Source organism: Halosegnis rubeus (assembly GCF_009184545.1).
Taxonomy (GTDB): domain Archaea; phylum Halobacteriota; class Halobacteria; order Halobacteriales; family Haloarculaceae; genus Halosegnis; species Halosegnis rubeus.
This window is the reverse complement of sequence record NZ_QJOW01000001.1, coordinates 758,884-777,882: the sequence shown is the minus strand read 5'-3', so window position 1 is coordinate 777,882 and position 18,999 is coordinate 758,884. Positions and strand designations below refer to the sequence as shown.

General features: G+C 65.5%; 21 protein-coding genes. 11 read left to right on the top strand and 10 right to left on the bottom strand.

Going from position 1 to position 18,999, the window contains the following annotated elements; genetic code table 11:
• Positions 1-20: 20 nt before the first annotated feature.
• Genes DMP03_RS04190 through DMP03_RS04180 form a run of 3 tightly spaced genes read left to right on the top strand, consistent with a single transcriptional unit; the run spans position 21 to position 3,393 of the window.
• Complete coding sequence (locus tag DMP03_RS04190) at positions 21-1,295, top strand: digeranylgeranylglycerophospholipid reductase (RefSeq protein ID WP_152119443.1); 1,275 nt, start codon at positions 21-23, stop codon at positions 1,293-1,295.
• Between the two features lie 54 nt (positions 1,296-1,349).
• Complete coding sequence (locus DMP03_RS04185) at positions 1,350-2,186, top strand: aldo/keto reductase (protein ID WP_152119442.1); 837 nt, start codon at positions 1,350-1,352, stop codon at positions 2,184-2,186.
• 43 nt (positions 2,187-2,229) lie between these two features.
• Positions 2,230-3,393, top strand: a complete 1,164-nt coding sequence (locus tag DMP03_RS04180) for a 3-dehydroquinate synthase II (RefSeq protein ID WP_152119441.1) — start codon at positions 2,230-2,232, stop codon at positions 3,391-3,393.
• Here DMP03_RS04180 and DMP03_RS04175 read toward each other — a convergent pair whose 3' ends face one another.
• The gene (locus DMP03_RS04175) at positions 3,394-4,080 is read right to left on the bottom strand and encodes a type I 3-dehydroquinate dehydratase (RefSeq protein ID WP_152119440.1); all 687 of its coding nucleotides are present in this window, start codon (positions 4,078-4,080) and stop codon (positions 3,394-3,396) included.
• Positions 4,081-4,123: 43 nt separating this feature from the next.
• Entirely contained in the window at positions 4,124-5,125 is a 1,002-nt protein-coding gene (locus DMP03_RS04170; protein ID WP_152119439.1) for a DNA-methyltransferase, read from the bottom strand.
• An 88-nt stretch (positions 5,126-5,213) separates the two neighbouring features.
• Between DMP03_RS04170 and DMP03_RS04165 the strand changes: the two genes are divergently transcribed.
• Positions 5,214-5,903: an HAD family hydrolase gene (locus DMP03_RS04165; RefSeq protein ID WP_152119438.1), complete on the top strand. Its 690-nt coding sequence runs from the start codon at positions 5,214-5,216 to the stop codon at positions 5,901-5,903.
• A 36-nt stretch (positions 5,904-5,939) separates the two neighbouring features.
• Here DMP03_RS04165 and DMP03_RS14895 read toward each other — a convergent pair whose 3' ends face one another.
• From DMP03_RS14895 to trpC, 5 genes are all read right to left on the bottom strand, one after another.
• Positions 5,940-6,011, bottom strand: a complete 72-nt coding sequence (locus DMP03_RS14895) for a hypothetical protein (RefSeq protein ID WP_394349696.1) — start codon at positions 6,009-6,011, stop codon at positions 5,940-5,942.
• 66 nt (positions 6,012-6,077) lie between these two features.
• Positions 6,078-6,863 carry a 2-amino-3,7-dideoxy-D-threo-hept-6-ulosonate synthase gene (locus DMP03_RS04155; protein WP_152119437.1) on the bottom strand — a complete coding sequence of 262 codons (786 nt, stop codon included), beginning with the start codon at positions 6,861-6,863 and terminating at the stop codon, positions 6,078-6,080.
• Positions 6,864-6,870: 7 nt separating this feature from the next.
• A complete protein-coding gene (gene trpA, locus DMP03_RS04150; protein ID WP_152119436.1) occupies positions 6,871-7,686 on the bottom strand; it encodes a tryptophan synthase subunit alpha in 816 nt (271 codons plus the stop codon).
• Positions 7,679-8,953 carry a tryptophan synthase subunit beta gene (trpB, locus tag DMP03_RS04145; protein WP_152119435.1) on the bottom strand — a complete coding sequence of 425 codons (1,275 nt, stop codon included), beginning with the start codon at positions 8,951-8,953 and terminating at the stop codon, positions 7,679-7,681. The genes trpA and trpB overlap by 8 nt, the downstream gene beginning before the upstream one ends.
• On the bottom strand, positions 8,940-9,698 hold the full coding sequence (trpC, locus tag DMP03_RS04140; protein ID WP_152119434.1) for an indole-3-glycerol phosphate synthase: 759 nt from the start codon (positions 9,696-9,698) through the stop codon (positions 8,940-8,942). Before trpC ends, trpB begins: the two co-directional genes overlap by 14 nt.
• A gap of 102 nt (positions 9,699-9,800) precedes the next feature.
• Here trpC and DMP03_RS04135 point away from each other — a divergent pair, with 102 nt between their 5' ends.
• The 4 genes from DMP03_RS04135 to DMP03_RS04120 are packed head-to-tail and all read left to right on the top strand — an operon-like array spanning position 9,801 to position 12,465.
• Positions 9,801-10,124 (top strand): uS10/mL48 family ribosomal protein, encoded by a 324-nt coding sequence (locus DMP03_RS04135; RefSeq protein WP_152119433.1) that lies wholly within the window; start codon positions 9,801-9,803, stop codon positions 10,122-10,124.
• A 37-nt stretch (positions 10,125-10,161) separates the two neighbouring features.
• Complete coding sequence (locus DMP03_RS04130; protein WP_152119432.1) at positions 10,162-11,430, top strand: amidohydrolase; 1,269 nt, start codon at positions 10,162-10,164, stop codon at positions 11,428-11,430.
• A 40-nt stretch (positions 11,431-11,470) separates the two neighbouring features.
• The gene (locus tag DMP03_RS04125; protein ID WP_152119431.1) at positions 11,471-12,223 is read left to right on the top strand and encodes a hypothetical protein; all 753 of its coding nucleotides are present in this window, start codon (positions 11,471-11,473) and stop codon (positions 12,221-12,223) included.
• A 44-nt stretch (positions 12,224-12,267) separates the two neighbouring features.
• Positions 12,268-12,465, top strand: a complete 198-nt coding sequence (locus tag DMP03_RS04120) for a DUF7333 family protein (RefSeq protein WP_152119430.1) — start codon at positions 12,268-12,270, stop codon at positions 12,463-12,465.
• Positions 12,466-12,514: 49 nt separating this feature from the next.
• Here the strand turns inward: DMP03_RS04120 and DMP03_RS04115 are convergent, their stop codons facing one another.
• Both DMP03_RS04115 and DMP03_RS04110 read right to left on the bottom strand, forming a co-directional pair.
• Positions 12,515-13,486: a phosphoadenosine phosphosulfate reductase family protein gene (locus DMP03_RS04115; protein WP_152119429.1), complete on the bottom strand. Its 972-nt coding sequence runs from the start codon at positions 13,484-13,486 to the stop codon at positions 12,515-12,517.
• A gap of 98 nt (positions 13,487-13,584) precedes the next feature.
• Complete coding sequence (locus tag DMP03_RS04110; protein ID WP_152119428.1) at positions 13,585-14,226, bottom strand: DUF7110 family protein; 642 nt, start codon at positions 14,224-14,226, stop codon at positions 13,585-13,587.
• Between the two features lie 245 nt (positions 14,227-14,471).
• On the opposite strand from DMP03_RS04110, the gene DMP03_RS04105 reads away from it, so the two are divergent.
• The gene (locus DMP03_RS04105; RefSeq protein ID WP_152119427.1) at positions 14,472-15,533 is read left to right on the top strand and encodes an NAD(P)/FAD-dependent oxidoreductase; all 1,062 of its coding nucleotides are present in this window, start codon (positions 14,472-14,474) and stop codon (positions 15,531-15,533) included.
• A gap of 203 nt (positions 15,534-15,736) precedes the next feature.
• Positions 15,737-17,179 (top strand): amidase, encoded by a 1,443-nt coding sequence (locus DMP03_RS04100; RefSeq protein ID WP_152119426.1) that lies wholly within the window; start codon positions 15,737-15,739, stop codon positions 17,177-17,179.
• On the opposite strand, the gene DMP03_RS04095 is transcribed toward DMP03_RS04100, so the two are convergent.
• On the bottom strand, positions 17,176-17,514 hold the full coding sequence (locus DMP03_RS04095; protein WP_152119425.1) for a 2Fe-2S iron-sulfur cluster-binding protein: 339 nt from the start codon (positions 17,512-17,514) through the stop codon (positions 17,176-17,178). The genes DMP03_RS04100 and DMP03_RS04095 overlap by 4 nt on opposite strands.
• 93 nt (positions 17,515-17,607) lie before the next feature.
• Here DMP03_RS04095 and DMP03_RS04090 point away from each other — a divergent pair, with 93 nt between their 5' ends.
• On the top strand, positions 17,608-18,978 hold the full coding sequence (locus DMP03_RS04090) for a geranylgeranyl reductase family protein (RefSeq protein ID WP_152119424.1): 1,371 nt from the start codon (positions 17,608-17,610) through the stop codon (positions 18,976-18,978).
• Positions 18,979-18,999 lie beyond the last annotated feature (21 nt).

The window sequence follows — 18,999 nt, the reverse complement described above, 5'->3', positions numbered from 1 at the left end:
TGGGAGCACGCATATTTCGTATGAGCGGAGACGAGACCGACAACTTCGACGTCATCGTCGCCGGCGCGGGTCCAGCCGGGGGGCAGTGCGCCCGAGACCTCGCCGCACGCGACTACGATGTCCTCCTCTTAGAGACCGAACCCGAAGACGAGTTCCCGCGCCAGAGCAACAAGTCGACCGCCGGGACGTTCCCGCGGATGACCGGCGCATTCGGCGTTCCCGACCGACTCGTGGAGCAGTTCACGGACAGCGTCATCGTCGAGTCGCCGAACGACCACTACGAACAGGAGCAGCCGGGGGCGGTCCTCGACTTCGTGGGGTTCAAGCAGTGGCTCGTCGAGGAGGCTCGCGAGAACGGTGCCGAGGTGCGTTTCGACGCCCGGGTGAACACGCCCATCACCGAGGACGGCCGCGTCGTCGGCGTGACGTACGCCGGCTCCGAGGAGGTCCACGCAGACATCGTCGTGGACGCGACGGGACCGAGCGCGTCGCTGGCGAAGACACTCGACGTGGTGAACCTCCATCGCGCGAACCAGGCCATCGGTATCGATTACAAGCTGGAAGGACTGAATCTCGACCACGAGGAGTACGCAGACCTCACCGGGTCGATGATGCTGCGGCTCGACCACGACATCGCGCCCGGCGGCTACTCGTGGATTTTCCACACCGGCGGTGACACCGCGAAGGTCGGGGTCTGTTACATTCAAAACGAGCGCCACGATGAGGTCGCGCGCGACGATATGCGCATCGACGACTACCTCGACTACTGGCGGGAGACGGACCCGCGGTTCGAGGGTGCACAAGCCATGGAGGGTGAACACATCCTCCGGGGGTCGGCACACATCCAGATGCCCGGCTCGCTCTCGACAGACGGCTTCATGGCCGTCGGTGACACCGTCCCGACCATCGACCCGCTGTGGGGCGAGGGGATCCACCAAGGAATGAAGTCGGGTCGCGCGGCGGCCGTCACCGCCGACCACTGTCTGACGGGCACGGACCGCAACGTCTCCGCGGACGAGATGAGTATCTACGACGGGCTCTGGCACGAGCAGGTCGCACCGAAGATGTCGAAGCGACTGCTCATGACCGAACTGCTGTATCTCGTCGACAACGACCGGTACGACCGGTTCGTCCGTACCATGCGAGAGTTACCGAACGACACGCTGTCGAGTGCAAACACCGGAAGTCTGCGCGCCATCGCTAAGCTACTCGAACCCGGCGACCTGTCGTATCTCGCCCAGCTCGCGCGAAATCGCCTCTCGGACCCGTACGGTCGCTGGAACCCTCTCTCGTAACGAGGGGCCGCCGCGACCGTAAGCCGTTTTCGGCCACGCCGCGTACCCGAGCGTATGTCACAACAACAGTCGGCTGACGAGGTTCCGGTACGCGACGGCATGCCCATGTTCGGGTTGGGAACGTGGGAGAACGACGACCAACAGCAGGTCGCAGACTCCGTCCAGACCGCACTCGAAATGGGGTATCGCCACATCGATACCGCACAAATCTACGGGAACGAAGAGGGCGTCGGCGACGGTATCGCCGCTGCCGACGTGCCACGGGAGGACGTCTTCCTCGCCTCGAAGGTGTGGATATCGAAGCTCGGCCACGACGACGTGATTTCCTCCACGAAGGAGAGCCTACAGAGGCTCGGCACGGACTACGTCGACCTGATGTACGTCCACTGGCCGGCCGGCGCGTACGACGCCGAGGAGACGCTGTCGGCGTTCGCCGAACTGAAACAGGAGGGACACATCGAGCGCATCGGCGTCTCCAACTTCGAGCCGGAGCATCTCGACGCCGCACGGGAGGTGCTCGGCGACGACGTGTTCGTCAATCAGGTGGAGATGCACCCGCGACTCCGACAGGAGGCGCTGCGCGACTACTGTGCGGACGCCGACGTCGAACTCGTCGCGTACTCGCCGCTCGCCCGGGGCGGGGTCTTCGATATGCCGACGGTCTCGGAGATCGCCGACAAACACGGCGTGAGCGAACCGCAGGTGAGTCTCGCGTGGCTGCGCCAGAAGGGCGTCACCGCGATTCCGAAGGCGACCAGCCAGTCACACATCCGCGACAACTGGGAGAGTCTCGAGCTCGAACTCGACGAGGCGGATATCGAGGCAATCGACGCCATCGACGAGACCGAGCGGTGTGTGAACCCGGATTTCGGTCCGGATAGCTGGGCGTAACCCCTTTCGCCACGTTCAAGATTCGGCTTCTCGAACCTCGTGTATGACACGCTCTGTCTGGCTGAAGGCCGACGACACCGTCGGCGACTGGGAGACACGCCGCGAGCGCATCACCGCGGGGCTGGAAGCTGGCGTCGACGTCGTCCTCGTGGACGCGAAGGATGTCGACCGCGTCCGGGAACTCGGGCAGGTGACCGTTGCCGCCTTCGTCGGTGACGACGTGCACGTGATGGACAACGACGACGACGACTACGGCGAACCCGACATCCGCGTCGTCGGAAAGGGCGGCGAGGGCGACGCGACGGTCGAGCTTCCATCCGATTTCTCCGGGAGCGCCGACCTGACGACGCTCCGCCGGGGCAACGCCGACGCCTCGTACGTCCGCATCTTGGACCAGGACTACGAGACGTTCGCACAGGAGGCCGCCACTGAGGCCGACTACACCGTCGTCATCGGCGAGGACTGGCAGATCATCCCGCTCGAGAATCTCATCGCGCGCATCGGCGACGAGACGGAACTCGTCACCGGCGTCCGCAACGCCGAGGAGGCCCGCACCGCCTTCGAGACGCTCGAACTCGGGGCCGACGCCGTCCTGCTCGACAGCGGCGACGTGGGGACGATTCGGGACGTGGTCGACGTGCGCGACGCCTCCGAGCGCGAACAGCTCGACTTGGAGTACGCGACCGTCACCGCCGTCGAGGAGACTGGCAGCGCCGACCGCGTCTGTGTCGACACCGGCTCGATGTTCGATCACGACGAGGGGATGCTCGTCGGCTCGATGTCGCGGGGACTCTTCTTCGTCCACGCCGAGACCGCCGAGTCGCCGTACGTCGCCTCTCGCCCGTTCCGCGTGAATGCGGGAGCAGTCCACGCCTACGCGCGCACGCCGGGCGGCGGGACGAAGTATCTGGCCGAACTCGGCTCCGGCGACGAGGTGCAGATCGTCGCGACGGACGGGTCGACACGCGAGGCGATCGTCGGTCGCGCGAAAATCGAGAAGCGCCCAATGTTCCGCGTCGAGGCCGAAACCGAGAACGGCGACCGCATCGAAACGCTGCTCCAGAACGCCGAGACCATCAAGGTCGCCACCGAGGAGGGCCGCACCGCAGTCACCGAACTCGAAGCCGGTGACGAGATCCTCATCTACTACGAGGACACCGCCCGCCACTTCGGCGAGGAAGTCGACGAGAGCATCATCGAGAAGTAGTCACTCCCCCGACAGCGACTCGACGAGCTCCGCGAGCGTTTCGAGGTCGTACTGGCCGGGAGCGGTCGCGTCGCTCGGGTCGACGGGCGCGTAGCCGATTTTCGAACCGTACCCTGGCGCAACGGCGCGCGTGTGTGCGCCGACCTCGCCCATCGCCATCGTCGCGACGGTCGCCCCCTCCCGAGTCATCGCATGCGTGATGGAGAGCAGTCGGAGGGTCTCCTCGCGCGTCTCGGCGGTGACGGCGAGCTTGCCAACGTCGCCGGCTGCGGCCGCCCGCGCTAGCAGTCGGGCCAGCTGTTCGCTTTCCGGGGTTCCCTCGAAGTCGTGGACGCTCGCGACGACCGCGGCGTCGTGCTCGTGGGCGTAATCGAGCGTCGGCTGTGCGCCGTCCTCGATGGCCGCGATCTCGACGTCGATGGCCGCGACGGCGTCGTGTTCGCTTGCCGCTTCGAGCGCGTCGAGTCGGCCGTCGTCGTCGGCTTCACCACCCTCCCACGTCGGACGGTTCGTACACAGGAGGGGGAGGTCACCGTCGTAGTCGGCGAGTTGGTCGAGGGGGTCCTCGGCGAGGTCCATTCGGAACTCCACGAGGTCTGCGTGGTCGCGGGCCGCGGGTTCGTCGGCGAGTGTTGCCGTCGAGGCCGCGAGACGGAACCGCTCGAAATCGAGCGTATCGCTGGTCATACCCGAAGGTCGGGCGGTGGGATGAAAACCCCGACGACACGGCTCAGACTGGGTCGTACGCCGCGTGCCACGTCCGACCGTCGCGGGCCACGTCCGCGACCTCGTAGAGGCGAATCCGGCGCTCGCGGCGGGTCTTCACGCCGAAGTCGTAGTGGTCGGCCTCGTAGTCGGTCGGGTGGTCGGCGGCGAAGGCCCGCTGGCTGTCGAGTCGGTCGCTCACTACCCCGGTAGAGAGGGCTGGTGCGTCGGTGACCGCCCGCTCGAACGCAGAGAGGAGCGAGCCGTCGCGCTCGTAGCCGACGGAGTTGCGGCCCGCGACGAGCGCGGCCAGCGAGGTGGTGCCGGTCCCCCAGAAGGGGTCGAGCACTGTGTCGTCGTAGACGGAGAACATCGAAACCAGTCGGTAGGGCAACTCGAACGGGAACGCGCCCGATCGGTCGCGACCGCCGTCAGCGAGGGTCTGGCGACGGCCGCGAATCTCCCACGCGTCTGAAAACCAGGTGTTGCGCTCGTCCCAGAAGTACGCCGACTCGTAGCGCGTCTCGTCGCTGGGCGGGAACTCGCGGGGGCCGCCGTTGCGAAAGAGGAGGATGTGCTCGTGTTCGAGCGTCGGGTAGGCGTTCGTCGGCAACATTCCGCTGCCCATGAACTTGTTTTGTGCGTTGGTCGGCTTGCGCCAGAGGATATCGGGGAGCGTGCTGAACCCGTGAGCGCGCATCCGACGGGTGATTTCCGCGGCGTTCGGATACTGCTGGAACTCGCCCATGCTGCGCGTGGCGTCACCGACGTTGACGGCCACGATTCCACCCTCTCTGACCACGTCGGCGAGTCGCGCCCACACCCCGTCGAGCACGTCGTGCATCAGCCGGAAGGCACGGTCGCCCTCCCCGTCGTCGAGTGCGGTCCCGATGGCGGGGTCTTGTGCGCTGAAGGTGTCGTCCCACATCTCCACCATCGGATACGGGGGGGAAGTGACCACGAGGTCGACACGCTCTACCGAGAGGTCGCGGGCGTCGCCGACTCGAACCTCGTGGCTCGTCCCCACACTCTCCACGGGAGGGTCGCGCTTACGGGTCTTGCGGTCTGAATCGCACAGCCGAACGGCTTTTCTGCCGGTAGCTGTCACCTGTGGTATGACTCTCTCGCGGTCGTCGGTCGAGACGGTGTGTTTCGACTTAGACGACACCCTCATCGAGTATCGACAGGACAGCGACGAGACGCTGAACACGGCGTTTCGTCGCGCCGGCGTCGGTCGATTCTGCTCCAGCGACGAGCTGTGGGCGCTGGCCTCGGAGACGCCGGACGCGGACGACGACCACCAGTTTCTGACGGATCTGTTCCGAGCGGCGGCAAAGCGTCACGGGGGGCCCACGGAATCGGCCGAGACGCTCGCCCGGACGTACGAGGCCGCGACCGACCACACCGACGTGCGGTTTCGCCCCGGTGCGGAAGCCGCACTCGATGCGGCCCGCGAGCTCGGTCCGGTGGGTCTCATCACGAACGGCGGGCCCGAGATTCAACGCCAGAAGCTCCACGCGCTCGATTTGGGGTCGGCGTTCGACACGACGGTTTATGCCGGCGCGGAGACACCACCCAAGCCGGCCCGCGAGCCGTTCGACCGCGCGCTCACCGACCTGAACGCCGACCCGACCGAAACTCTGTACGTCGGGAACTCGCTGCACCACGACGTAGCCGGTGCCGGCGGTGCGGGGCTTCAGACGGCGTGGTATCCCCGCGAGGGCGACCGCGACAAGCGGGCAGACACCCACGCGCCGGACCACACGTTCGATTCGCTGTCCGACCTCGCGCGACTGCTCGAGTGATGCCCGTGCGCTCGGAGGACCCCTTCGAGCTGTGAGCTACGAGGCCTGCAAACCGCCGTCGGCGTGGAGCAGTTCGCCGGTGACGCAGCCCGCCGCCTCGTTCGCCAGCCACAGGAACGCCGGCGCAACGTCTTCGAGGTGGCCAACCTGACCCAGCGGGACGGGTTTTAGGAACTATTCGAGGCCCGCGCGGTCGAGCGCCTCGTCGGTGGTCGCGTCGTCGTGGACGACGGCGCTGACGGCGGTGGCGATGGCTTCGGGGTCGTCGTGTTGGAAGATAGAGCGACCCATCGAGACGCCCGCGCCGCCGGCGTCCATCGTTCCGCGGACGGCCTCGATGGTCTCGCGGTTCGTCCCCTTCGACCCGCCGGCGATGACGACCGGAAGCCGCGTCGACTCGACGACGTGCTCGAAGCTGTCGGCGTCACCGGAGTAGCCGGTCTTGACGACATCCGCGCCGAGTTCCTCGGCAAAGCGGACGGCGTGACCGAGCGATTCGGGGTCCGTACCGTCGATACCCTCACCGCGGGCGTATGCCATCGCGAGCACGGGAATCCCGAGGCGGGTGGCCTCCTCGGTCACCCGTGCGAGGTCCTCCAGCTGCTTCGGCTCGTATTCGGAACCGACGTTGATGTGGAGCGAGACGGCGTCCGCGCCGGCGCGAACTGCTTCCTCGACCGTTCCGGACATCCGTTTGTCGTCCTCGTCCGGTCCGATGGTGGTGGAGGCGTTCAGGTGGATGATATACCCCTTCTCGTTTTTGTTCGGATGGACGCGCGGGGCGATTCCCTTCTGCGTGAGGACGGCGTCTGCACCGCCGCGGGTGACGCCGTCAATGGTCGATTCGATATCCTTCAGGCCGGTGACGGCCCCCATCGTGATGCCGTGGTCCATCGGGACGACGAAGTAGTTGCCATCGGTGCTAATCCGGTCGAGTCGTGCGTTGAGTCCTGTGTGCATCTCAATTCTATTGTGCGCCCTCCAGCGCGCCCGCCTTCAGTTCTTGACAGAGCGATTCGAGTTCGGCTGCGGGCTCCTCGGTCGGGGAGTCCGTCTCGGTCCCCTCGGCGATGATATCTACCAGTGCGCTGCCGACGATAATCCCGTCGGCGCCACCGGCAATTATGTCGCGTGCGTGCTCGCCGGTCTTGATACCGAAGCCGACCGCCTTGGGGATGTCGTAGTCGGCGAGTCGGTCGAGACTCGACGTCGTCTCGTTGCTCACGTCGTCGCGCGCCCCTGTGACGCCGAGGCGCGCCTGTATGTACAGATATCCCGAGGAGAGCGAGACGAGTCGGTCGAGCCGCTCGTCGTCCGTCGTGGGCGCGACGATGAAAACCAAATCGAGCCCGTGTCTGTCACACGCCTCGCGCAGCGGGTCGGCCTCCTCTGCGGGGAGGTCGGGGACGACGAAGCCGTCGATACCGACCGACTTCGCCTTCCGGACGAACGGCTCCGGTCCGGATTCGTCGCCGTACTGGTAGATGAGGTTGTAGTAGGTCATACAGACGACCGGCACGTCCACGTCGAGGTCGGTGACGAACTCGAAGTAGCGGCCGACCGTCATCCCGCCCTGCAGGGAGCGAACGATAGCGTTCTGGATGGTCGACCCCTCGGCAATCGGCTCCGAGAACGGAAGCCCGAGTTCGATGATATCGGCCCCGCCGCGGGCCAGCGCCTCGACGTATTCCAGCGAGGCCTCGTAGCTGGGGTCGCCAGCAGCGAGATACGGGATGAACGCCGGTTCGTCGGCGAAGGCGGCGTCGATAGCCGGATTACTCATCGAAGACCTCCATCGTGGGCGCGTTCGGGAGATCCCGCTTTGCGGTCTCCTCGAGCGCGGCTTCGAGGTCCTTGTCCCCGCGGCCGGAGACGTTCACGACGACGAACTCACCGAGGTCGGCGTCGGTTTCGAGGAAGGCGAACGCGTGGGCCGTTTCGAGGGCCGGAATGATGCCTTCCTCCTGTGAGAATCGGTGGAACGCCTCCAGTGCGGCGTCGTCGTCGACATTCACGGGCGTGACGCGGTCGTCGTCGACGAGCTTCGCGAGTTCCGGACCGACGCCCGCGTAGTCCAGCCCGGACGAGACGGAGTGTGACTCCATGATCTGACCGTCGGTGTTCTGGAGCAGCTTGGTGCGGGCACCGTGGAGGACGCCCTCACTCCCCGTCGAGAGCGAGGCCGAGTTGGGTGCGACACCGCGTTCCTCGTCTACGTCGAGCGAGGAGCCGCCTGCCTCGACGGCGAACAGCGACACGTCCTCGTCGGCGTCGGTGTTCGAGTCCGGGGCAGTCGAGAAGGGAGAGTCGCTGGTGAAGTCGGCGAAGATGCCCATCGTGTTCGAGCCGCCGCCGGCGCAGGCGACGACGGAATCCGGGAGTCGGCCGTACTGCTCGCGGGTCTGTCGGCGCGTCTCCTCGGAGATGATTCGATGGAAGTCACGCACCATCGCGGGGAACGGGGCCGGACCGACGATGGAGCCGATGACGTAGTGGGTGTTCTCGACGGTCGTGGCCCAGTCGCGCATGGTCTCGGAAATCGCCTCCTTCAGGGTGCCGCGGCCGATGTCGACGGGGTTGACCTCGGCACCGTTGATGCGCATCCGGAAGACGTTGGGTCGCTGGCGGTTCACGTCGCGGCGACCCATATAAATCTCACAGGGCATATCGAGGTGCGCAGCGGCCATCGCAGTCGCGGTACCGTGTTGGCCCGCGCCCGTCTCGGCGATAATGCGCTCTTTGCCCATGTACTTCGCGAGCAACACCTGTCCGAGGGCGTTGTTGAGTTTGTGTGCGCCGCCGTGGAGCAGGTCCTCGCGCTTGAGATAGATGTCGCGGTCGTAGCGCTCGGAGAGGTTGTCCGCGCGCTGGAGCGGCGTCGGCCGACCGCCGAAGTCATGGATGCGTTCACGGAACTCGTCCATGAAGCCGTCCTCGTTCGCGAGAACGTACCGCTCGTAGGCGTCGGTCAACTCCTCGATCGCGGGCATCAGTGCCTCGGGCACGTACTGGCCGCCGTAGTCGCCGAACGTTGTGTCAGTCTCTGGCATGTGTGAGTCGGTGTGTGTTCTGCTCGACGTCGCCGTTCATAATCGCCGAGCCGACGAGCAGGGCGTCGGCTCCGGCCGTGCGCATCCGTCGCACGTCGTCTATCGTATGTATGCCGCTCTCCGCTATCAGCGTGACGCTCTCCGAGGCCGCCGGCGCGACCGTCTCGAAGGTGTCGAGGTCGACTTCCAGCTCCGCGAGGTCGCGGTTGTTGACCCCGACAAACTCCGCGCCCGCCGCGACGGCGCGTTCGAGTTCCGCGCGGGTGTGCGTCTCCACGAGCACCTGAAAGCCCCGCTCGCGGGCCGCAGCGAGCATCGGTTCGAGGTCGTCGCCCAGAAAGCGCGCGATGAGTAGTACCACGTCGGCCTCAGCCACGTCGAGTGCCGCCTCGTCGAGGACGAAGTCCTTCCGGAGGACGGGTACGTCGATGGCGGCCCGAACCCGTTCGAGCGTCTCGACGGAGCCGCCGAAGTGGTCGGGTTCGGTGAGCACGGAGAGAGCAACTGCGCCGCCGGCGACCATCTCGCGCGCGAGGTCGACGGGGTCACCGCGGCGTTCACCGTCCGTCGTCGGGCTGGTTGGCTTGACCTCCGCGATGAGCGGGACGCGACCGTCGCGTTCGGCGCTCGCGAACGCGTCCGCGAGCGAGCGCGGGTCGACGGACACGCGCCCGTCGCCGCCGCCCCGGTCGCGGGCCGCGGCGAGAATCGAGCGTACCTCGGGGGCCATCTCGTCGGCGTTCATATATGTACATTAGTGGGTGTATCTGTGCAAAAGAGTTGTGCCATCGGCGCGGGGGCGGCGGTCGAACAGCGCGTTTTTCCCCATCCCGACGAACGACGAAATATGCCATTCGTTACGAAGCTCTCCTTCGAGAGCGGGGACCGCGAGGTGCTGGACCGCGTGGTCAACGACATCAAGGAGCGCGCTGCCCACAAGGGCGTCCAACTGAAGGGACCACACCCCCATCCGGCGACAGAGGTGTCCGCACCGCAGTACAAGCGGCTCCAGCCGGGCGACGGCTTCGAGCCATGGAAATTCAGCGTCTACACCCGCGATATCGAGATACACGACCACGACCAGTTCGCCCGCGAGGTGGCCGGCGACGAGTACCCCGAGAGCATCCACGTCGAGGCGAACGTCGAGCAGCGAAGCGGCGTCGGCACCTGACGGCGAGATTTTTCACGGTCGGGCGTCCAGTGAGGGTATGAGCCTGACAACTCGCGACGCACTCGTCGCCCTCCGGCGCGACCTCCACCGGTATCCGGAGCCAGCCTGGCGCGAGTTCTACACCACCTCCCGCATCGTCGACGAACTCGAACGCATCGGGGTCGACGAACTGCATCTCGGCCGCGACGCCCTCGAGAGCGAGGCGCGGATGGCCGTCCCCGACGCCGAGGAAATCGAGGCGTGGCGAGAGCGCGCACGCAAGAAGGGTGCCCGCGAGGACGTACTGGAGGCTGCGGAAGGCGGTCACACCGGTGCAGTCGCCGTCCTCGAGAAGGGCGAGGGACCGACCGTCGCGCTCCGGGTCGATATCGACGCGCTCCCACAGAAGGAGTCCGAGCTCTCGGACCACCTGCCGACGGCGGAGGGGTTCCGCTCCGACAACGAGGGCCACATGCACGCCTGCGGCCACGACGCCCACGCGACGATTGGGTTGGGCATCCTCGAGCGCGTGAAGGAGTCGGAGTTTGCGGGTACGTTCAAGATTCTGTTCCAGCCGGCGGAGGAGGTCGTCGGCGGCGGGAAGGCGATGGCCGAATCCGGCCACCTCGATGACGTGGACCACATGCTCGCGCTCCACGTGGGTCTCGACTACCCGACCGGCGAAGTGGTCGCGGGCATCGACGGCTTCCTCGCGGTCGCACAGCTTCACGCCGAGTTCACTGGCCACCCGGGCCACGCCGGCGCAAAGCCCGAAGAGGGGTACAACGCCGTACAGGCGATGGCCGCCGCCGTGCAGGGACTCTACGGGATTCCCCGCCACTCCGACGGTGCGACTCGAGTCAACGCCGGCCGCGTCGAGGGGGGGACGGCCTCGAACATCATCCCCGAGTCGGCGAGGATGGACATCGAGGTGCGCGGTGAGACGACCGAACTGAAGGAGTTCGTCCACGAGCGAGCGATGGACGCGCTCGAGGGGTCCGCGCAGGCGTACGGCTGTGAGGTCGACGTGGACGTGGTCGGTGACGCGCCGAGCGCGACCAGCGACGAGCCGCTTGTCGAACTCGTGGCCGAGAGCGCCGAGACCGTCGAGGGGGTCGAGTCGCTCGTTCGCCGCGGCGACCTCGGGGGAAGCGAGGACGCGACCTACCTGATGCAGTACGTTCAGGACAACGGCGGCGACGCCTGCTACGTCTGTATCGGTACCTCTCACCCCGGCGGCCACCACACCGCGACGTTCGACGTGGAGGAAGACACCATCCCCATCGGCGTCGACACGCTCGTCGGCACCATCGAGCGACTGGGCTGACGGTCGCAACGTTGACAGTCGCTGGGTGACAGACATCGGTATGGCAGCCGAGCAACCCCGCGAGCGCGAGGGGATCTTCCACGGGCTGAAGGTCGATATCGTCGCCCTCCACGAGTCGTGGATGCAACTCGTGTTTCCCCGCCAGCGCGGACGCGAACACTCTGTGCTCGGCAAGTGGCAGCCGACAACGACCGGCGACAAGCTCAAATATCGGTTGTGGGCGCTGCTCGGCGTCCCGCTCGTCGCGTTCATCTATCCCTTCGTGCTTGCCGGTTTCGCCGTGCGGTTTCACGCGACGCGGCTCGACAGCGGCGTCGCTAGAGTCGGCGGCGTCGGCATCCTGCTGCTCTCGTTGCTCCTGTGGGGTGGGTTGACGGCCGCCGCCCGCATCCAGTTCGGGGCGACAGCCGAGGGGTTCTACGCCGTCGCGGCCGCCTCCGTCACCGCCGTGCTCGCGAGCCTGCTCGCGCTCGGCTTCCGAAGGCTCGGCGGTCGATTCACCACCGTCCTGCTCGGCTACCCGTTCGCGATGACCGCGCTGTTTCTCCCGCCGATCGTGGCTGCACTCTACTCGCCGACCGTCGCGGACGCCGTGCTCCCGCGGAGCTTCGACCTCGCGGTGTACTTCCTCGACAACATCGCGCCGGCGACGCTGGCGGAGATGCTCCGTGCGTCGTACGACCTCGAAGGCGTCGCGTACGTCATCATGTGGTTCGGCGTCGCGGTGCCGCTGGGGTGGCTCCTCGGTGTCGTCGTCACCCTCGCGAACGTTGTTCGTCCGACCGAGGCGTGACCCGCCCGCAAACGACTTTTGCCCCAGCGCGCCCATCGTCAGGTATGGAGTTCAACGAGACGACGACTGGCGGACTGTTCATCGGGTTAGTGATCGTGGCGCTGCTCGCTCTGATTCTCGCGCCGATTCCGATGGGGACATCGACTATCCTGATGATGGTCGGGCCGTCCATGCTGGTGTTCGGCGCGATCTGTCTCGCGCTGGGCGTGAAGCTGGGCGAAAACCGCGCGAGCGGGCTCTGAAACCATCGCTATCGGGCGAAAAGAACTGAGAAGCTAAATCGACCGCGCGTTACATGTAGCCGAGGTCGCGCAGCCGGCCCATCAGGTCCTCCTTATCCTGTGCGCGGCCTGCGCGCTCGGTCGTGTTCTCCATGTCCTGTAGCCACGCCGGCTCCTCGGCGGACTTGTCCGTCGAGATTTCGGAGCCGAGCGAGCGGAAGCCAGCGAAGTACTTCGGCGACACTGGAATGTCCTCGTGGGCGAGGTCGTTCGGCAGGTCGTCGAAGCTCTGTGGCACGTAGCCGTCGTCCGGGTACCCTTCGACGGTCTCGGGCACGACGAAGTACCAGAACGCCTGCCACACGTCCGCTTCCTTGAACTGCAGGATGGGCTGGATGCGGTCGTGGGGCGGATAGATGTCCGGGTCGTGGCGTGGCGAGAAGAACGTCTCGTCGGCACGGGCGTCCTGCTCGTCCCAGCGAATCCCCGAGATAATGCCGTCGATGCCCTCGGATTCGAGCGTGTCGTTCAGCGCGACCGTCTTGAGGAGGTGATTGCCGACGTAGGTGTCGAGCAGGAACGGGAACGTATCCTCCTCGTACTCGAGGATGTTGCGGATGTGGTGTTGGTTGTGCTCGGAGAGCTCATCAACGGGGATGTCGTCGCCGGGCGTGAGACCGTTGGCGTCGACGTAATCGCCAACGTCGTCGTTGCGGGCGTACTTCAGGTCGATATCCCACCGGTCTGCCCACCGTTCGGCGAACTCGATGAGTTCATCGAAGTGCTGGAAGTGGTCGATGAAGACCGCGGGCGGCATCTCAATGTCGTCGTACTGCTCGACGACCTCCTTCACGAAGTAGAGCGTGAGCGTGGAGTCTTTTCCGCCCGTCCACATCACGGCCGGGTTCTCGTACTCGCGCAGGCCCGTCTCGACCACGTCGAGCGCCTTCTGGAGCTTGTCTTCGATGTTCGGATAATCCTCTGGGTCCTCGTCTTCGCTGTCGGTGTAATCGACGCTCAGGTAGTCTGGAAACTCTGTCATCCTGGTAATTACATCTAATTAGAGAAAAAAACCTCTTTCGGGTTACGACGGTTCCAGCGCTGTCGAGGAGCGTCGAAAAAGTCGGAGGAGGGAAGCAATCAGTTGATGAACTTGTTATCCCGCCACTGCACCGTGTTTTCGGCCTCGCGTTCGCGTGGGTCCTCAACAATCTCGATGGTCGCAGCGCGGTCTTCGCCCTCGACGATGCGGTGAGCTTCGAGGGTGTCGTCGACGGCGGCGATAGCCGTCAGTTCGCCACGCTCGGCGTAGCGGGCCAGGTCACACAACACCTCGAACATCGGATACTGAAGCGCCGTGTTCTGGAGGACGGTCTCGCGGTCGCCCTTGAAGCAGGCGTACTCCCGGAGCTTGGAGTTGATTTCGGGCTCTTCTTCCTCCTCGGCCTGCGCGAGCGACCCCCACGAGGGACTGTCGCCGCCGCTGCTACTACTGTTGCTACCGAAGCCGGGCTGTGCATCTTCGGGGGGTTCCTCGACCCATTCGCCGTCTTCGTTCTCGTACACCCGGTTTTCCGCGATGCTGGCCTTCAGCTGTGCGGTCGGCGTGTACTTGGAGATGTTGTCCTCAGCGGAGACGGCCTTGACAATGAGGGTGTTGTTTCGACGGGTAATCTCGATGTCTTCGATTTCGACCGGAAGGTCGATCTCTTCGAAGAACTCGTGTACGTCGTCCAACGGCAACTCGAGTGTAGAGTGGAGTCGAAATACGCGACTGTTCATCGTTGATTCCCCCGATAAGCCAGTAATGTGGGTCCCTGCTCCTTCATGCTGGGTCTACTCCATAGTAGGGACCATATACATATAATCTCTCGGCTTGTAAGTCTTTCTGACAGTAGATACGTCAGCACCGTTCGTGAACTCCGCTACCTCCCGAAATCAGCGGTTTCGTAGCTAACAGATTCGATAGACAGCCGGTTACCGGCCACTCACATTGAAGTTATGTTTCTCGCAGGCGTAGGTGCTGTATGTCCGATACAACAGAGTACGAAGTGACAGTCGTCGGCGGGGGGCCGGCGGGTCTCACAACGGCACTCTACACGACGCGACTGGGCCACGACACCGCGATGATCAACCGCGGCGGTGGCCGCGCCGCGATGATGCTCGACACGCACAATGTCATCGGCGTTCCCGAAGAGACGAGCGGCAACGAGTTTCTCCAGACCGCACGCGAGCAGGTCGAGGAGTACGGTGCCGACTATCACCAGGACTTCGTGAGCGACATCGAGCGCCGCGAAGACGGCCGCTTCGACGTGACCGCCGGCAGCGTCTCGGTCGTCACCGAGCACGTCGTCCTCGCGACCGGCTTCTCGGACGTGCGACCGGACCCCCCGCTCCCTCGAACGGGCCGTGGGCTTCACTGGTGTCTCCACTGTGATGCGTACATGTTCGTCGACCAGCCCGTTTTCGTGATGGGAGCCGGCGAGGCGGCCGCGAAGGTCGCGATGATCATGCTGAACTTCACTGACGAGGTCGACCTGCTCACGCGCGGCGACGAACCGGAGTGGAGCGACGAGACCGACCGTCAGCTTGCCGCCCACCCCGTCGAGGTCGTCCACCAAGAAATCGAGTCGATGGAGAAAGGCGAGGACGGCTGGCTCAAATCGTTCACCTTCGCGGACGGAGAGACCCGCGAGTACCGCGGCGGCTTCCCGATGTACGGCAGCGACTACAACACCGCGCTCGCCGAGAAGCTCGGTGCCGAGCTCAACGACGACGGCACCATCGCCGTCGACGACCACGGACAGACGACCGCCGAGGGCGTCTTCGCCGTCGGCGATATCACGCCGGGTCACAACCAGATTCCGACCGCGATGGGAGAGGGTGCCCGCTGTGGCATCCAGAACCACTACGACCTCCGCACGTTCCCGATGTCACTCGATGAAATCGACGAACAGGGCGGCGATATCGAGCGGTCGGCCGCACCAGGAATCTCGGAGACCCTCCGGGGTCGCGCCCGCGAGCACAACGCCGAGGCCGCGGCCCCGCCGGTCGACCTCGACGAGGCCGCCGAGCCGGCAGACGACTGACGAGCGATACGGACAGCCCACGACGCTCACGTTTTTATCTCGTAACGCAGCCACCCAGCGCATGCGCTGACCACTGGCGTAGTGCGTTCGACGGTCGCGAGACCGCCGGTCTCGCCGGGGGCCGAGCGTGGCACGCGCACCGCGGCGACCGCCACCTGTTCGCCCGGCACAACTGCTTAGTTGCTTCTCCGTGACCCGAGAGCATGGACACGCGAAGTGCAGTAGAAATTGCCGACGGCGTGAAGGCCGGCGACATCTCGCCCGTGGCGCTTGTCGACGAGACGCTGGCTCGTATCGAGGAACGCAACGACCGGACGAACGCCTACGTCACGGTCATCGAGGAGCACGCACGCGAGGCCGCAGAGCGCGCCGAAACAGCGGCCGAAGCCGGCGAGGACCTCGGCCCGCTCCACGGCGTCCCGCTCGCGTTGAAGGACCTCCACGCCCACAAATCGGGGGTTCGGACGACGTTCGGAGCGAAGCCGTTCGCTGACCACGTCGCCGACGCGGACGCGATCATCACCGAGCGACTCGAAGCCGCCGGGGCAATCGTCCTCGGGAAGACGAACACGCCGGAGTTCGGTCACAAGCCGCGGACCGACAACAAGCTCGTCGGCGCGACCGGGACGCCGTTCGCCCCCGACCGCATTGCGGGCGGCTCTTCGGGGGGGTCCGCCGCGGCCCTCGCCGACGGACTCGCGACTATCGCTACCGGTTCGGACGTGGGCGGGTCGCTGCGCGTCCCGGCGTCGTGTTGTCACGTCGCGAGCGTGAAACCCTCCTTCGGACTCGTGCCTAACGGCTCGGGAGTGGATACATTCTCCTCACACACTCCAACGGGCGTGATGGGACCGATAGCACGAACCATCGAGGACCTCGCGGTCATGCTGGACGTGATGGTCGGACAAGACGACCGCGACCCCTTCTCGGTGCCGACGGACGGGGGGTACCACGAGACACTGGAGACAGCGACGACCGACGTGTCACTCGCGTACGCCAACGACCTCGGTGGGCTGTTTACCATCGAAGACGTGGTCACGGAGCAGGTCGAGAGCGCACTCGCCGCTGTCGAGGACGCTGGAGCGACCGTCGAGACGGTGGGTGTCGACGGACCGTCGAAGGGAGACCTGAACCACGCGTTCTCGCTTCAGGCGACGGCGAAGTTCGCCACGCTCGCACAGAACGTCGAGCGCGAGTTCGGTATCGACCTCGCCGGCGAGCACGCCGACGACGTGTCGTCGTCGCTGCTCGCGACTATCGCGCTCGGCGAGGGCCACGAGGCCGTCGAGTACAACGCCCAGAACGTTGTCCGGACGGCGATGTACGATGCGGTCGAAGATGCCATCGGCGACCATGACGCGTTGGTCTGCCCGACGCTCGCGGTTCCCCCCTTCCCGCTTGAGGCGGACAACCCGACTGAGATTGCGGGCGAACCGGCCAACGGCACGCTCACCGACTGGTCGCTGCCGTGGGTGTTCAACGTCACCGGCCATCCGGTCGTCTCCGTCCCCGCAGGGGTGACGGACGACGGGCTACCGGTCGGACTGCAGCTGGTCGGACACCGCTACACGGAAGCAGAGTTGCTTGCGACGGCACGGGCGTTCGAGCGCGCGAATCCGTGGCTCGACGCCTATCCGGACAGCTAGTCGTCGGCGAACGCGGAGCCGGCCCCTTCGGTCGCGGCGTCGTTCTCAATGCTCGGCGGGTAGACGCCGCGTTCTAGCTTCAGGTCGGAATTCGGACGCGCCATACAGGTGAGTGCGTACTCCTCGGCCTCCTCCTCGGTGAAACCGCGCTTCTCGACGATAGTCTGTTCGACCTCGCCCTCGTGTATCTTGGCCGTACAGGCCAGACACATGCCGACGCGACAGGAGTACTCCTGTGTGATTCCCTCCTCCAGACACCGCGAGAGGATGGTCTCCTTGTCGGAGCAGCTAATCGTCTCGCCGGTGCCGACGAATTCCACGGTGTACTCGGTCATAACTGGGCTACGACGAGTTGCCTCAAAACTCTTTACGGACGCGTCTCACCGGGCCTGAAAAGAGTTTTACCCGTCCGGTCGCCAGAAGGAGTAATGAGTACACACACCGTCGATGTCGCAATCGTCGGTGCGGGCACGAGCGGCTGTTATGCCGCGACGACGCTCGCACGGGCCGGCTACGACACTGTCATCGTCGAGCGGAAGGACGAGCAGGAGGCCGGCCACATCGCCTGTGGTGACGCCCTGAAGGGCGCGGACAACTTCCCCGAGGCGATTCCGAAGTCGAGTCTCCAACCCGCCTTCACCAACACCGATGTCGACCACGGTCGGTTCGAAGCCCCGAGTCAGGGCGTCGAACTCGACATTCCGGTTCCCGGTGAACTGGCCGTCATCGACCGCTACGAGTACGGGCGTATCCTCATCGACACGGCCGCCGACGTCGGCGTCGAGTTCCACTACGACACCGTCGTGCAGGACGTGACACAGGAGGACGGCCGCGTCACCGGGTTCACCGGTCGCCGAAAGGGTGAGCCGGTTACCTACGAGGCCGAGATGGTCATCGACGGCGCGGGGGCCCTCTCCATCCTGCAGGACAAAGCCGACTTCTCCGAGGCGACGTTCGACACGAACGTCCGCTACTCGCAGTTCTCCTCTGCGTACCGCGAGGTGCTCGAGGTGACGGAGCCGGTCGAGTGGGACGACGCGCTCGTTCTCAAGCCGACCAAGCGCTCTGCCGGCTATCTCTGGTACTTCCCGCACACGCCGACGGAGATCAACGTCGGTCTCGGCTTCCAGATGAGCGAAGAGCCGATGAAGCTCGTGCAGGACCTGCGTGAGGACATCAGCAAGCGCCCCGAGTTCGAGGGCGCAGAGGTGAAAGACAAGCTCGGCGCGGCCCTCCCGACCCGACGGACCTACGACTCCGCAACCGCGCCGGGATACATCGCCGCCGGCGACTCGGCCGCCCACGTCAACCCCATCTCCGGCGGTGGCATCGCCGGTGCGGCCTACGCCGGCAAGTACGCCGCCGAACAGGCGATACACGCCATCGAGCACGACGCCGTCGGCGACGAGGAGGAACTCTGGGAGTACAACACCAAGGTGATGGACCACTTCGGCGCGCGGTATGCGGCCCTCGACGTGTACAACATCTTCGCGATGGCAAACGGAATCGACGACCTAACGGCCCTCGCGGGCGTCATCCCGGGCCAACAGATCGCGAACGCACTCTACTCCGGTTCGTCGGGGATGTCGATTCCGCTCGCTATCAAGACTGCCTGGAAAGCGCGTGGTCACCTCGACACCGTCTACGACCTCTACCAGACGAAAGGACTGGCCGACCGACTCCTCGACCACTACGAGTCGTATCCCGACTCGCCGGCGGGCATCGCGTCGTGGCGGGCCGAACGCGACGCCATCATGGACGACGTGTACGCGAAGACCGGCGCAGAGGCGAAGTACTGACGCGAATACGAACTGTTTTCA